Annotated in this window: 11 protein-coding genes and 1 riboswitch; of the genes, 2 read left to right on the top strand and 9 right to left on the bottom strand. The window is 65.0% G+C overall.

Annotation, left to right across the window (positions count from 1 at the left end):
• Nucleotides 1-4: 4 nt before the first annotated feature.
• Together purU and AC13FW_RS13875 are read right to left on the bottom strand one after the other, a co-directional pair.
• Complete coding sequence (gene purU, locus AC13FW_RS13880) at nucleotides 5-856, bottom strand: formyltetrahydrofolate deformylase (RefSeq protein WP_482989431.1); 852 nt, start codon at nucleotides 854-856, stop codon at nucleotides 5-7.
• 98 nt (nucleotides 857-954) lie between these two features.
• Nucleotides 955-1218: a DUF2798 domain-containing protein gene (locus AC13FW_RS13875; RefSeq protein WP_296247555.1), complete on the bottom strand. Its 264-nt coding sequence runs from the start codon at nucleotides 1216-1218 to the stop codon at nucleotides 955-957.
• A 139-nt stretch (nucleotides 1219-1357) separates the two neighbouring features.
• On the opposite strand from AC13FW_RS13875, the gene AC13FW_RS13870 reads away from it, so the two are divergent.
• Complete coding sequence (locus AC13FW_RS13870) at nucleotides 1358-2296, top strand: LysR family transcriptional regulator (protein WP_482989430.1); 939 nt, start codon at nucleotides 1358-1360, stop codon at nucleotides 2294-2296.
• A 37-nt stretch (nucleotides 2297-2333) separates the two neighbouring features.
• On the opposite strand, the gene AC13FW_RS13865 is transcribed toward AC13FW_RS13870, so the two are convergent.
• The 5 genes from AC13FW_RS13865 to AC13FW_RS13845 all read right to left on the bottom strand — a co-directional run bounded on the left by AC13FW_RS13865 (nucleotide 2334) and on the right by AC13FW_RS13845 (nucleotide 8727).
• On the bottom strand, nucleotides 2334-3443 hold the full coding sequence (locus tag AC13FW_RS13865) for an NADH:flavin oxidoreductase/NADH oxidase (protein ID WP_482989429.1): 1110 nt from the start codon (nucleotides 3441-3443) through the stop codon (nucleotides 2334-2336).
• Between the two features lie 74 nt (nucleotides 3444-3517).
• Nucleotides 3518-4378, bottom strand: coding sequence for an NAD-dependent protein deacetylase (locus AC13FW_RS13860; RefSeq protein WP_482989428.1), 861 nt, complete (start codon nucleotides 4376-4378; stop codon nucleotides 3518-3520).
• 11 nt (nucleotides 4379-4389) lie between these two features.
• Entirely contained in the window at nucleotides 4390-4794 is a 405-nt protein-coding gene (locus AC13FW_RS13855; protein ID WP_282267570.1) for an acyl-CoA thioesterase, read from the bottom strand.
• A 431-nt stretch (nucleotides 4795-5225) separates the two neighbouring features.
• Nucleotides 5226-6245, bottom strand: coding sequence for a ribonucleotide-diphosphate reductase subunit beta (locus AC13FW_RS13850; protein ID WP_282267574.1), 1020 nt, complete (start codon nucleotides 6243-6245; stop codon nucleotides 5226-5228).
• 172 nt (nucleotides 6246-6417) lie between these two features.
• Nucleotides 6418-8727: a ribonucleoside-diphosphate reductase subunit alpha gene (locus tag AC13FW_RS13845; protein WP_303749945.1), complete on the bottom strand. Its 2310-nt coding sequence runs from the start codon at nucleotides 8725-8727 to the stop codon at nucleotides 6418-6420.
• A gap of 271 nt (nucleotides 8728-8998) precedes the next feature.
• A riboswitch (cobalamin riboswitch) is annotated at nucleotides 8999-9215 on the bottom strand.
• 270 nt (nucleotides 9216-9485) lie between these two features.
• Between AC13FW_RS13845 and AC13FW_RS13840 the strand changes: the two genes are divergently transcribed.
• Nucleotides 9486-10295 carry a DUF2884 family protein gene (locus AC13FW_RS13840; protein WP_482989427.1) on the top strand — a complete coding sequence of 270 codons (810 nt, stop codon included), beginning with the start codon at nucleotides 9486-9488 and terminating at the stop codon, nucleotides 10293-10295.
• A 220-nt stretch (nucleotides 10296-10515) separates the two neighbouring features.
• Here the strand turns inward: AC13FW_RS13840 and AC13FW_RS13835 are convergent, their stop codons facing one another.
• The gene (locus AC13FW_RS13835; protein WP_482989426.1) at nucleotides 10516-11226 is read right to left on the bottom strand and encodes a response regulator transcription factor; all 711 of its coding nucleotides are present in this window, start codon (nucleotides 11224-11226) and stop codon (nucleotides 10516-10518) included.
• Nucleotides 11216-13876 carry an ATP-binding protein gene (locus tag AC13FW_RS13830; RefSeq protein ID WP_482989425.1) on the bottom strand — a complete coding sequence of 887 codons (2661 nt, stop codon included), beginning with the start codon at nucleotides 13874-13876 and terminating at the stop codon, nucleotides 11216-11218. The genes AC13FW_RS13835 and AC13FW_RS13830 overlap by 11 nt, the downstream gene beginning before the upstream one ends.
• Nucleotides 13877-13912 lie beyond the last annotated feature (36 nt).

Here is a 13912-nt window from a genome sequence, read left to right as displayed (position 1 = left end):
CTGATCAGCGGAACACCACGGTGCGGTGACCATTGAGCAGGATGCGGTGCTCGACATGGCGGCGCACCGCACGCGCAAGCACCTGCGACTCGGTGTCACTGCCCAGCTGCACCAGATCACGCGGCGTCATCGCGTGATCCACCCGCGCAACGTCCTGCTCGATGATCGGACCTTCGTCCAGGTCCGAGGTCACGTAATGCGCGGTGGCGCCGATGATCTTGACCCCTCGCGCATGCGCCTGGTGGTACGGCTGTGCGCCCTTGAAGCTGGGCAGGAAGCTGTGATGGATGTTGATCGCGCGGCCCGACAGCGCCTGGCATAGACGCGGCGACAGGATCTGCATGTAACGCGCCAGCACCACCAGATCGATGCGTTCGCGCTCGACCAGGTCGATGATCTGTTGTTCCTGCTGCTCGCGGTTCGCGGCGTCCACTGGCAGATGATGGAACGGCACAGTGTAGGAACCGGCCAGCCCGGCAAAGTCGTTGTGGTTGGATGCCACCGCAGCGATATCCACCTTCAGCTGGCGGCTATGGGTGCGGAACAGCAGGTCATTGAGGCAATGGCCCTGCTTGCTGACCAGCACCAGCAGGCGCGCGCGGCGACGCGCATCATGCAATTCCCACTGCATCGCGAACTCTTCGCCCAGGCCCTGCAGCCTGGCACGCACCACCGGCTCATCCCCGCTGGTGCTCATGTCGAAATGCACGCGCAGGAAGAAGCGGCCGCTTTCATCGTCACCAAACTGCTGGGCATCGAGGATGTTGCAACCCGACTCGAACAGCAGGCCGGACACGCGATAGACGATGCCGGTGCGGTCCGGGCAGGAAAGGGTGAGGATGAAATCAGGACGCATGGCCAACAACATTTATCAGTGGGGTCGTGGAAAGTAACCGTTCCAGTCGATTCCCAGCAAAGACAGTTGCAGCTGACACGGTCTGCCCGTCGGCCTGTTCAGTGCGGATGCACCGTCAACGCCACCAGCCGCATCACCAAGGGCCGCACCAGCAGCACGCAGCAGAAGGCGGTCGGCATCGCCAGGCAATAGGCGGACAGCACCCGCGCCGGGAACTGGCCATCGATGCCGGCATTGGCGGCGGTGATCACCAGGCACATCAGCATGGCCATGATCGAGGCCATGAAGAACGCGAAAACAACAGGCGTGGTGCGCGCATGCAATTTCCAGCGGGCAACGGCGGTGGGACGGGGGTCGAGCATCCAGCGGGATCCAGGCAGGCAGCAATCAGGCGCTGCGGGCCGGGCACGATAGTCGGCGAACCGGGGGACGGCTAGATCGCGTCGGCTTGGGGCTTTATAAAGATTTACTTTGCAATCCTCCCGGAAAATGCCAACCGGCATGAACATTCTCCAATCCATCCGCAGTTTCATCCGCACCGCCGACGCCGGCAGCCTGGCCGCTGCCGCGCGCACCCTGGGCATCAGTGCGGCAGCGGTGGGCCAGAACATCGCCCGTCTGGAAGCCCATCTGGGCGTGCGCCTGTTCAACCGCACCACCCGCCAATTGGCCCTGACCGAGCGTGGCGCGCTGTATCTGGCGCAGGTGCGGCATATCGAGCGCGACCTGCAGCGGGCCCAGGCAGCAGTGACCGATCCCGACGCGATACCGGCTGGCCGCCTGCGCATCGCCAGCAGCGCTGCGTTTGGCCGGCATGTGCTTGCGCCATTGCTGCCGGCCCTGCAACAGCGCTACCCACGACTGGAAATGGAGCTGCTGCTGGCCGACCGCAGCGTCGATCACGCCCATGAGGGCGTCGATGTCAGCATCCGCATCGAACCGCAGTTGGAAGAGGGATTGGTGGCACGGCCCATCGCGCAGGTGCCGTTCGTGTTCTGTGCCGCGCCGGCCTATCTGGCCATCGCCGGCACGCCGCGTTCGCCCGATGAGCTGCGCGAGCATCGCTGCCTGTTGTTCCGCTACCCGCTGGATGGGCGCTACCTGCGTTGGGGCTTCGTCCGCGATGGCCTGCGCTTCGATGCCGAAGTGCAACCGGCACTGGTCAGCGACGACATCGATGCACTGGCGGCGATGGCGGCGCGCGGCGGCGGCATCACCCGGCTGGCAGCCTTTGTCGCCGCGCCCTACCTGGCCCGCGGCGAACTGCAGGCCTTGTTCCAGGATGAGGCCAGCAGCGATACGCGAGCCTCACCGGAGCCGATGCGCCTGTTCCTGTGCGTCAGCGACCGCCGCGACCTGACCCCGAAAGTCCGCTCGCTGCTGCAGCACATCCTCGATGCCCTGCCGCCGGCCTGGCGCATCGACATCGATCACGCCTGAGCGCCAGCAGCCAAGCCGCTGGCGCCTCCGCCGAACGTCAGCCCTGCCTGGCGGGCTTGAACAGACCGCGCACTTCATGTGGTTCGCAACGCAGGTACTGCGGCGACACCGTCAACTGTGCGCCCAAGGCCGCGGCCGCATGCCACGGCCAACGCGGGTCGTAGAGGATGCCGCGGGCGATGCCGATCGCATCGGCCTTGCCATCGACGAGGATTTCCTCGGCATGCGTCGGCTCGGTGATCAGGCCCACCGCGATCACCGGCGTGCCGATTTCAGCCTTGATCGCAGCGGCCTGCGGCACCTGGTAGCCGGGCTCGACCGGAATCTGCTGGCGCGGATCCAGCCCACCGCTGGACACATGCAGGAAGTCGTTGCCGTGCGCTTCCAGCGCCTTGGCCAGTTCAATGCTCTGGGCAACATCCCAGCCGCCGTCCACCCAATCGGTGGCGGAGATGCGCACGCCCAAGGCCACATTGGCCGGCACCACCGCGCGCACCGCATCGAATACCCGCAGCAGCAGGCGCATGCGGTTTTCCAGCGAGCCGCCATACGCATCGTCGCGCTGGTTGCTCAACGGCGATAGGAACTGGTGCAGCAGATAACCATGCGCGGCATGCAGCTCGATCAGCTCCAGACCCAGCCGCACCGCGCGCCTGGCGGCAGCAACAAAGTCTTCAACCACGGCATCGATGCCGGCCTCATCCAATGCTTCAGGCGTGGGATCGCCGGCCTTGAACGGCAGCGCCGACGGCGCCAACACCTGCCAGCCGTGTTCCTGACCCGGGGCGATCGCGCCACCACCGTCCCACGGGCGCGCAGTGGACGCCTTGCGTCCGGCATGCGCCAGCTGCACACCGATCGGCATGCTCGACCAGCGTCGCGTCGATGCCAGCACCTTGCCCAGCGCCGCCTCGGTAGCGTCGTCCCATAAGCCAAGATCGGCCCAGCTGATACGTGCACGTGGCTCGACCGCAGTGGCTTCGATGATCAACAGGCCAGCGCCGGACTGCGCCAGCTGACCCAGGTGGATCGTGTGCCAATCGGTGGCCTGCCCATCCTGCGCCGAGTACTGGCACATGGGCGCGATGACGACGCGGTTGGAAAGGGAAAGCGGGCCTAGCGACAACGGTGAGAAAAGCTGGCTCACGTGGGGGACGTCCATCAACAGTGGGGGCGCCCATTGCACGCCGCACGGGCCGTTGATTCAACCGGCGGGATGGATCACTGCGTCTTGATGCCGTCCAACAGGAACGCAAGTGCCTGCGCGCAGGGCATTTCAACCTTCAACGACAGCAGGTGATCGGCGCGTGTGCGGCCAAGATTGACGGCAGCTATCGGCAAACCGGCCTTGGCGGCGGCATCGACGAAGCGGAAACCCGAGTACACCATCAGCGACGAACCCAGCACCAGCACCGCGTCGGAACGCTGCAGGTGCTCATGCACCGCCGCGACCCGCTCACGCGGCACGTTCTCGCCGAAGAACACCACGTCAGGCTTCAATACGCCGCCACATGCGTCGCAGGCCGGCACGCTGAAGGCAGAGAAATCGGCTTCCAGATCGGCATCACCATCGGGCGCGATGCCCGCCTCCAGCACGTCCCAGCCCGGGTTGACATCCAGCAGGCGTTGCTGCAGCAACTCACGCGAGCTGCGTGCTTCACAGCCCATGCAGCGCACCTGGTCCAGGCGACCATGCAGGTCGATCACGGTCTGGCTGCCCGCCGCCTGGTGCAGGCAGTCCACGTTCTGGGTAAGCAGCAGCTCAATGCGACCATCGGCTTCCAACGCCGCCAGCGCACGGTGCGTGCCATTGGGCAGCGCTTGGCCGAAGCGTGGCCAGCCCAGCAGGCTGCGCGCCCAGTAACGCTTGCGGGTTGCTTCCTCGCCCATGAAGGCCTGGTAGGTCACCGGCGGCGTGCGCTTCCATTGACCATCGCGGTCGCGATAGTCGGGGATGCCGGAGTCGGTGCTGCAACCGGCACCGGTGACCACGAACAGGCGCCGATGGCCGGCGATGAACTGCGGCAGTTCGGTGATCACTGCTGGCGCCAAGCGCCCCGTCTGTGCCGATGAAGCGGTCATCGCCGTGCGGCTCAGGCCTGCGTCGGCAGCGTCGGCACGGTGGTCGGATGACCTTCGCCATCGAGTGCGATCATCACGAAGGTGCCCTTGGTGCACAGCGCACGTTCGCCGTTGTGCAGGTCCTCGGCGATCAGTTCGACTTCCACATGCATCGAACTGCGGCCAACCTTGACCACCCGGCCGATGGTTTCCACCATCTGCCCGATGCGGATCGGCAGCTTGAAATCGACCTGGTCCGAGCGTGCGGTGACCACGGTGCAACGCGAATAACGGGCGGCGGCAAGAAAGGCCGCCTTGTCCATCCACGCCAATGCCTGGCCACCGAACAGCGTGCCCATATGGTTGGTGTGGTTGGGGAACACGATTTCCGCCATGCGGACTTCGACCGGCGGATTGGTTTCGACGATGGGGGTCATGGAGGCATCACCTGTAAGTTGGCGCAGATGATACGCCCGCGAAGCTGTGCAGCTTGTGTACGCAGCTGCAGGAGCTTTTGTAGGAGCGGCGTGAGCCGCGAAGCTGATAAAGCCTCAGAAACCTGCAAAGCCCCCCTCCCCAACCCTCCCCTTCACCTCCGGGGAAAGGGAGGGAGACAAGCATGCTCCACCGCGCCTTGTGCATGGGGAGAGAAACAACGCCGCGGCACTTCGCTCTACCCCCCTCCCTTCGGCGCAGCCGAGGGGAGGGCTGGGGAGGGGTGCCTTTGCTGTTGCTGTTGCCGGTGGCTTCCGCAAAAAAGCTGCAATCGAGCGCTACGTGCAGAGCCCAAAGCACCCCTCCCCAACCCTCCCCTGCGCTTCGCGCAAGGGAGGGAGACAAGCGCGCTTCGCGCAAGGGAGCGCGTCGATCAGAACGCCATATCAAACGCCACTTCACCCTGCACGCCGACCTGGTAGGCAGAAGCGCGGCGCTCGAAGAAGTTGGTCAGCTCCTGCACGTCCTGCAGCTCCATGAACGGCAGCGGGTTGCGCACGTTGTACTTCTTGGCCATGCCCAGCTTCAGGAAATGGTTGTCGGCGCAGTGCTGCAGGTACTCGCGCATGTCGCGGGTGGAAATGCCCGCCACGCCGCCGGACAGCACGTCCTCGGCGAACTGCACTTCGCAGTCGATGGCCTCTTCCAGCATCTGGTAGACCTCCTGCTCCATCTTCGCGTCGAACAGATCGGGTTCTTCGGCGCGGATCTTGCGCACGCACTCGAACGCAAACTCCATGTGGCAGCTCTCGTCACGGAACACCCAGTTGGTGCCCGAGGCCAGGCCCGGCAGCAGGCCGCGCGAACGGAAGTAGTACACGTAGGCAAACGCGGCGAAGAAGAACAAGCCTTCGATGCAGGCAGCGAAGCAGATCTGGTTGAGCAGGAACTGGCGGCGGTCGTCGCGGGTTTCCAGGCGCTTGGTTTCCTGCAGCGCATCGATCCACTTGAAGCAGAACGCCGCCTTCTTCTTGATCGAGTCGATGTTCTCCACAGCGGCAAAGGCCTTGAAGCGCTCTTCCGGGTCCGGCAGGTAGTTGTCCAGCAGGGTCAGGTAGAACTGCACGTGCAGTGCTTCTTCGTACAGCTGGCGCGACAGGTACATGCGCGCTTCCGGTGCGTTGAGGTGCTGGTACAGGTTCAGTACCAGGTTGTTCGACACGATCGAGTCACCGGTGGCGAAGAAGGCAACCAGGCGGTGGATCAGGTGCTGGTCGGCCGGCGACATCTTCTGGTGCAGGTCGGTGATGTCGATCTGGAAATTGATCTCCTCCACCGTCCAGGTGTTCTTGATCGCGTTGCGGTACATCTCGTAGAAGTCCGGGTAACGCATCGGACGCAGGGTCAGCTCGAAACCGGGATCGAGCAGCATTTGACGGGATTCATTGGACATGGGGGCTTCTCCTTTCCCTTCTCCCTGCGGGAGAAGAGCCTGTCCCCGCGAAGGCGGGGATGCCCCGAAGGGGCGGATTAGGGTTGGTTCTTGAAGGGTTGGGTCTGCTTGCTTTCAAAGCGCCCTCACCCCAACCCCTCTCCCGCTTGCGGGAGAGGGGCTTATGCAGTGCTTATTGGCAGGCTTCGCAGGCTTCCGGGTTTTCCAGCGAGCAGGCCACGGCTTCCACCGGGGTGTAGCTGCTGACCGTGGTCTTGGCGATCTTGGTGGCCGGACGCGAACGCAGGTAATACGTGGTCTTGATGCCCTGCTTCCAGGCGTACATGTACATGGACGACATCGCGCCGATGTTCGGGCTTTCCATGAACAGGTTGAGCGAGGCCGACTGGTCGATATAGGCACCGCGCGCGGCGGCCATGTCGATCAGCGAACGCATCGGCAGTTCCCATGCGGTGCGGTAGATGTGGCGCAGGGTTTCCGGGATCTGCTGCAAGCTCTGGATGGAACCGTCGGCCAGCTTGATCGCATCGCGCACTTCCGGTGTCCACAGGCCCAGCTGCTTCAGCTCGGCCACCAAGTGGCGGTTGATCTGCAGGAAGTCGCCGGACAGGGTCTCGCGCTTGAACAGGTTGGATACCTGCGGCTCGACGCACTCGTAGCAACCGGCGATGGAAGCGATGGTTGCGGTCGGCGCGATCGCGATGATCAGCGAGTTGCGCAGGCCGTGCTGCTTGATGCGCTCACGCAGTGCGTCCCAACGCTCGACGTCGTCCGGCACCACGTTCCAGGCATCGAACTGCAGCTCGCCGTGAGCAGCGCGTGTGTCATTGAACGACGGGTGCTTGCCGCGTTCCTGGGCCAGTTCGCAGGACACTTCCAGCGCGTGGAAATAGATGGTCTCGGCGATCTTGGTCGACAGCGTGCGTGCTTCGGCGGAGTCGAATGCCAGGCGCTTGCGGAAGAACACGTCCTGCAGGCCCATGCAGCCCAGGCCGACCGGGCGCCAGCGCAGGTTGCCACGGCGTGCGGTTTCGATCGGGTAGAAGTTCAGGTCGATGACGCGGTCGAGCTGACGCACGGCCAGGCGCACGGTCTCGGCCAGCTTCTCGAAATCGAAGTCGCCATGCGCGTCGAGGTGATTGCCGAGGTTGATCGAGCCCAGGTTGCAGACCGCGGTCTCGTCGTTGGAGGTGATCTCCAGGATCTCGGTGCACAGGTTGGACAGGTGGATCACGTTGCCGGCGCGCAGGGTCTGGTTGCTGGCCAGGTTGCACTTGTCCTTGAACGTCATCCAGCCGTTGCCGGTCTCAGCCAAGGTGCGCATCATCCGCGAATACAGCTTGCGTGCCGACACGGTCTTGCGTGCCTTGCCCTGGGTTTCGGCCTGCACATAGGCCTGCTCGAAGGCCGGGCCGAACAGGTCGGTCAGCTCCGGCACCACGCGCGGATCGAACAGCGACCATTCCTGGTCGGCCTCGACGCGCTGCATGAACAGGTCCGGCACCCAGTTGGCCAGGTTGAGGTTGTGCGTGCGGCGCGCGTCATCACCGGCGTTGTCACGCAGTTCGAGGAAGTCCTCGATGTCGGCGTGCCAGGTTTCCAGGTAGACGCAGGCCGCGCCCTTGCGCTTGCCGCCCTGGTTGACCGCAGCCACCGAGGAATCCAGCGTCTTCAGCCACGGCACGATGCCGTTGGAGTGGCCGTTGGTGGACTTGATCAGCGAGCCACGCGAACGCACGCGGGTATAGCTGACGCCAATGCCGCCGCTGAACTTGGACAGCTGGGCGATGTCGGCATAACGGTCGTAGATGGATTCCAGCGAATCCTGCGGCGAGTCCAGCAGGAAGCACGAGGACAGCTGCTCGTGGCTGGTGCCGGCATTGAACAGGGTCGGGCTGGACGGCAGGTAGTCCAGGCTGCCCAGGCGCTGGTACAGCGCCAGTGCTTCGGGCACGTCCTCGCTCAGCGCGCTGGCGATGCGCAGGAAGAACTGCTGCGGGGTTTCGATGACCTTGCGCGAATGCGGATGCCGCAGCAGGTAGCGGTCATACATGGTGCGCAGGCCGAAGTAATCGAAGTTCAGGTCATAGGACGGATCGATCGCGTCGTTGAGCTTGCGTGCATTGACCTGCACGAAGTTGAGCAGGCGGTCGTTGATCAGGCCGACTTCGTGGCCACGGCCAACCGACTGCGAGAACGCATGGATTTCCTGGCCGGAGACTTCCTTGCCGATGAAGTTGGCCAGCAGGCGTGCAGCCAGGCGGCCGTACTCGGGCTCTTCGCCGATCAGCAGGGCGGCGGTACGGATCGACAGCTCGTCCAGTTCCTGGGTGCTGGCGCCGTTGTACAGGCCGGAGATGGTGCGCGTGGCCACCCGCATCGGGTCCACCGCGTGCAGGCCTTCGCAGCAACGCTGGATGGCGCGGACGATCTTGTTGAGGTCTACCGGCTCGGTGCTGCCATTGCGCTTGGTCACGCTCATGGCGGTGGCGGTCGGCGGCGGGGTCAGTTCAAAACCGGCTTCAGCCGGAGCGACGTCAGTATGAGTGGCAGTCACGACGATGGTGTCCTTGCAAACGTTATGCACGCAGCTCCTGCCCGCGCAGGAAGCAGAGCCGGTACGGAGCAGCGAGCATGGAAGGACGGCGTCGCAGCAGCCGCGACAGCGCACGACCAAGAGTCGGCAGCAGCCACGGCACCACGTCACCAGCCGTCTTCCCCTCGAAGACACCGCAGCCGGCACCACGCGGTGTGCATCGCGTGGCTGTCGGCAGGTCTTCGGACTCATGGGCAGGAAGGCGGGGGCCTTCTCCTACTCCGCCGCTTCCCAAGGCCTGTGCCTCAGTGCTGTTGGCGGGGTCGTTCCCAATTACCGCTGCGGGGCAGTGCCGGACTAGCCTTGAAGGCATCACCGGCTTCCCTATTAATCCGACGGAAAATTCCGCCAGAACCGACGGAGCACAAGATAGTGGGGGTGTATTACAGGGTCAACACCAAATCTAGTATTTCTTTGCCAAGCCTTGTGGCACAAGGCTTGGACTGTCTGGCGCCCGGACCGGACACCGGAGCCTGCTCGAACGGCGTGCGCAGTCAAGCCTTTTGCAGAGTTTTTTTGTAGGAAAACCACCTGACTTGATAACGTAAATTTCTGATGAAATTTCGGGACGTGACTTCCGGCCGGCGCAGCCCTTGCCGCGAGCGGCCAAGCTGGCCGCATCCTCCTGCCACGAGCTCGCCGCCATGCGCCTGCTGCCCATCGCCACTTCGCTTGCCCTGCTGCTGCCGCTGGCCGCCCAGGCAGGCACGGTCAAGGCGCCGGAGCTGTCTGCCGACCAGTGCGGTGTGTCCACCGACTACAACGTGCTGGTCGACGGCGGCGGTATCTGGTTGCGTCGCGATACGCTGCCGATGCGCGAGATCGTGTTCCATGACGGCCAGCTGAGCATCGACAACCGGATGCAGACGGTCTCAGCGGAAGATGCACAACGGCTGCGCGCACTGGAGAATGGCGTGCGCCGGCTGATGCCGGCGGTGACCGGCATCGCCACCGAGTCCGTTGGCATCAGCTTCGATACGTTGGACTCGGTTTACGAAGGCCTCACCGGCAACGCCAACTCCCGCAAAGTGCGCAAGTTGCGCAAGGAGGCCGAACGCTTTGTCGAACAGACCATCGGCCGCGGCCGCTGGGACCAGGACCTTTTCAATGAAGGCTTCGAAGCACGCGTGCAGGATGCCGCCGAGAGCCTGAGCGGCTCCATCGCCCGCAGCATGCTGTGGGCGGTATTCACCGGTGGCGAGGACAAGCTGGATGCACGCGCAGACAAACTCGACGCCGAACTGGAGCAACGCCTGGAAGGGCGCGCTGCCGCCCTGGAGCAGCACGCGCGTTCGCTGTGCACGCAGGTACAGGCGCTGGATAGGCTGCAGTCGGCACTGGAGTTCCGCCTCGACGGTCAGCCGTTACAGATGATGCGCGTGAGCGGCGATGGCGCGACGATGGCGGCGCGCGAGCAAGGCCAGGACGACAGCATTCCGTTACCAGCACGGTAAAACCCGCTTTTGGTAGTGCCGAGCCATGCTCGGCAGAGGCATTACCGATAAAGCCCATGCCGAGCATGGCTCGGCACTACAGGACCTGGCGTTGTGGGAGCGGCGTAAGCCGCGAAGCCACTGCACCTTCCGCTTCAAGGCGACTGCAATCGCCGATTGCTTGGCGGCCGTTGCTTCAATGGCTTCGCGGCTGACGCCGCTCCCACAACCACCACAACGATCACGCCCCACCAAACCGCAGACCAACCCCCGGTTCGGTGAACAGATAACGCGACTCCAGCGCCGAATCGCCCAGCTTGTGCCGCAGCCGGCCCACCAGGATGCGAAGGTAGTGCGTGTCATGCCGATGTGTCGGCCCCCAGATTTCCTGCAGGATCTGCGGCTGGGTCACCACCCGCCCGGCACTGCGCAACAGCAAGGCCAACAGTGCGTATTCCTTGCGGGTCAGTGCAATCGCTTCGCCATCTACGCGCACATCGCGGCGTGACAGGTCGATATGCAGGCGGCCGTCATCAAACACCGGCACCTGGCCTTCGCTGTCGGTGCTGCGACTACGCAGCAAGGCACGCACCCGCGCCATCAACTCCTGGGTGCCGAACGGCTTGGTCACGTAGTCATTGGCGCCGTTGTCCAGGGCGCGCACCTTCTCCGCTTCGCCGGCGCGCACGCTGAGCATGATCACCGGCACCTGGCTCCATTGCCGCAACTCGGCCAGCACATCGTGGCCTTCCATGTCGGGCAGGCCGATATCCAGCACCACCAGATCGGCGCCGTCCTCGGCCAGCCGCTGCAGACCCTCGGCGCCGTTGGTGGCCTGGCTCACCGCATAGCCCTGCGCGCGCAGCGAAATATCCAGAAAGCGCCGGATCTGCACTTCGTCATCGACCACCAGCACACGCGGCGGCGGAATGGCCGGCGCTTCAGCCATCATCGCGCGGGCTCTCGGGGTGCGGCTGGAGCAGGGGCAGGGTCATGCGGATCAGGGTACCGCGTCCGTCGCGTCCAGGCAGCGCTTCGACGCTGCCACCGTGCGCGCCGATCATGCCCTGGCAGATGGTCAGGCCCAAGCCGGTGCCCTGGCGGCCGCGGTCGCCACGCTCCACGCTGTAGAACATGTCGAAGATGCGCGAGCGCTCGGCATCGGGAATGCCAGGGCCGGCGTCGATCACCTCGATACGCAGCTCGTTGGCCTGCTGTCGCGCGCGCACTTCCACCGGCACGCCGGGCGGCGAGAACTTGGCGGCGTTCTCCATCACGTTGAACACTGCCTGCTCGACCAGCGCCGGGTGCACCCAGATCGGTGCCATGTCGGCTGGAATATCCAGCTGCAGGCGCACGTCTGGTTGGTAGCGCTGCAGGCGTCGCGCGGCCGAGCCGATCAGCTCGTCCACGCCGATCCAGTCACGGTTGAGCTTCAGCCCGTCGTGGCCGAGCCGGGTCATGTCGAGCAGGTTCTGGATGTAGCGGTCCAGCCGCTCGCCCTCGACCACGATGGTGTCGAGCAGGGCGCGGCGGTCGTTGGCATCCATCGCATCGGCGTAGTTGGACAGGCTGTCGGCCGAGCCGATCATCGCTGCCAGCGGCGAGCGCAGGTCGTGCGAGACCGAGGACAACAGGGCCGAGCGCAGGCGCTCGGTTTCGTTGTGCAGGTGCGCGGTTTCCAGATCGACGACCAGCCGTGTGCGCAATGCGGCCTGGGCGATGTCGTCGGCCATCGCTTCCACCAGCTGGCGCTGTTCCGGGGCCAGGCGTGGATGTTGATGATCGAAGCGCAGGCCGGCCACGCCGATTGTGTGCGCTTCGCCGTCAAGCAACGGCAGGAACCACCAGCCGGCGCCGGCCAGCGTGTCGGTGAAACGGCCGGCAGGTTGCCCGTGCCGCAGTGCCCAATCGGCTGCCGCCAGATCGGTATCGCCCGGTGCTGCCGTGCCACTGGTACTGGTGTCATCACCCAGCCGCACCCACGCCGGTGCATCCAGCGCCTGCTCCAGGGCCACGCGGCCAGCATGCGCGACCTGGGCGTTGTCGGTGGCACCGACAAGCTGCCGGCCCAAGGTCTGCCGCACATTGGCATGGCGATTGGCCGCACGCAGCGCCACCACCTGCATGCGCAGGCGCGATGCCAAGCGGCCGGCAACCAGTGCGGCGGCGAGGAACAGGAAGACGGTGATCACGCCTTGCCGCGCGCTGATCGCAAAGGTGAAGCGTGGTGCGATGAAGAAGAAGTTGTAGGCGAGGAAGCACAGCGTCGCTGCCAGCACCGCTGCACTCATGCGGGTACGCGCGGCCACCAGCACCACCGCGACGATGAACACCATCGCCAGATCGCTCAGGCCGATCCAGTGCTCGCCCAGCCATGCGGCCAGGCAGGCGCCGGCGGTGGCCAATACCGCCGTCATCGCATCCTTGCCCCAGCTGTCCGGGGCCAGCGACAGGCCGAAGCGACGCGCGTTGGCGCGTGCCTGCGGCGTGCTGATGATGGTGATTTCGTAGTGCGCGCCGCGCTGGATCAGCTGCTGGGTCAAGGTCTGGTTGAACAGCCGCGCCAGCGGCCGCTCGCGGGTGCGGCCGAGCACCAGCGACGACACCGCGTTGTGCGCGGCGTAGTCGAGTAGTGCATCGGCAATGCCCGGCCCGTGCAGCAGCTCGGCATCGCCGCCCAACCGCCGCGCCAGTGCGAACGCATCGTCGATCTCGCGGCGGGTGGCCTCGTCGTGGCGGCGGTGCTGCACGGTCACCACTGTCCACGGTGCATCGCGGCGTTCGGCGATGCGTCGCGCCACCCGCACCAGATATTCGCTCTGGCCGCCGCCGTCGATGGCGACCACAACGCGCCGACGCAGCGGCAGATTGCCTTCGCCGCGTGCGGCGCGGGTCTCGCGCAGGCTGCTGTCGACGCGGTCAGCGGCTTCCTGCATCGCCAGCTCGCGCAGGGCGGTGAGGTTGGCCGGGGAGAAGAATGCCTGCAGTGCCTGCGCGGCCTGTTCCGGGACGTAGACCTTGCCCTGCTGCAGGCGTTCGATCAGCTCGCGCGGTGGCAGGTCGACCAGCACGATGTCGTGCAGACGGTCGAACACGACATCGGGTACGGTCTCGCTGACGCGCACGCCGGTGATGCGCATCACCACATCGTTGAGGCTTTCCAGATGCTGGATGTTGATCGTGGTCCATACGTCGATGCCGGCATCGAGAAGTTCCATCACGTCCTGCCAGCGCCGTTCGTGACGGCTGCCGGGGGCGTTGCGATGGGCCAGCTCGTCGACAAGTACCAGTGCCGGCTTGCGCGCCAGCACCGCATCCAGATCCATCTCCTGCAGCTGATGGCCGTGGTACTCGACCGAGCACATTGCAATGCGCGGCAAGCCCTCAAGCAGGGCGGCGGTGTCGTTGCGGCCGTGGGTTTCAACCACGGCCGCCACCACATCCACTCCACGCCGCAGCTGTTCCTGAGCGCGGGTGAGCATGCTGAAGGTCTTGCCTACGCCTGGTGCGGCGCCGAGGAACACGGTCAGCTTGCCGCCGGCATCGCGTTGCAGGGCCTCGGCCAAGGCATCAGCCTGGCGGCTACGAGAGTCGTTCATGGCTGCGATTGTGCGCTGTTGCTGGTGCGGCCGACA

The sequence above is a fragment of the Stenotrophomonas sp. 21LCFQ19 genome, assembly GCF_056861425.1.
Note: the sequence above shows the minus strand (reverse complement) of the source record. Positions and strands in the feature narration are given on the sequence as shown.

What these genes read in the sequence shown, in the direction of transcription:
- purU (WP_482989431.1), bottom strand. Translation starts at nt 856, where the DNA reads ATGCGTCCTGATTTCATCCTCACCCTTTCCTGCCCGGACCGCACCGGC.
- AC13FW_RS13875 (WP_296247555.1), bottom strand. Translation starts at nt 1,218, where the DNA reads ATGCTCGACCCCCGTCCCACCGCCGTTGCCCGCTGGAAATTGCATGCG.
- AC13FW_RS13870 (WP_482989430.1), top strand. Translation starts at nt 1,358, where the DNA reads ATGAACATTCTCCAATCCATCCGCAGTTTCATCCGCACCGCCGACGCC.
- AC13FW_RS13860 (WP_482989428.1), bottom strand. Translation starts at nt 4,378, where the DNA reads ATGACCGCTTCATCGGCACAGACGGGGCGCTTGGCGCCAGCAGTGATC.
- AC13FW_RS13855 (WP_282267570.1), bottom strand. Translation starts at nt 4,794, where the DNA reads ATGACCCCCATCGTCGAAACCAATCCGCCGGTCGAAGTCCGCATGGCG.
- AC13FW_RS13850 (WP_282267574.1), bottom strand. Translation starts at nt 6,245, where the DNA reads ATGTCCAATGAATCCCGTCAAATGCTGCTCGATCCCGGTTTCGAGCTG.
- AC13FW_RS13845 (WP_303749945.1), bottom strand. Translation starts at nt 8,727, where the DNA reads ATGAGCGTGACCAAGCGCAATGGCAGCACCGAGCCGGTAGACCTCAAC.
- AC13FW_RS13840 (WP_482989427.1), top strand. Translation starts at nt 9,486, where the DNA reads ATGCGCCTGCTGCCCATCGCCACTTCGCTTGCCCTGCTGCTGCCGCTG.
- AC13FW_RS13835 (WP_482989426.1), bottom strand. Translation starts at nt 11,226, where the DNA reads ATGATGGCTGAAGCGCCGGCCATTCCGCCGCCGCGTGTGCTGGTGGTC.
- AC13FW_RS13830 (WP_482989425.1), bottom strand. Translation starts at nt 13,876, where the DNA reads ATGAACGACTCTCGTAGCCGCCAGGCTGATGCCTTGGCCGAGGCCCTG.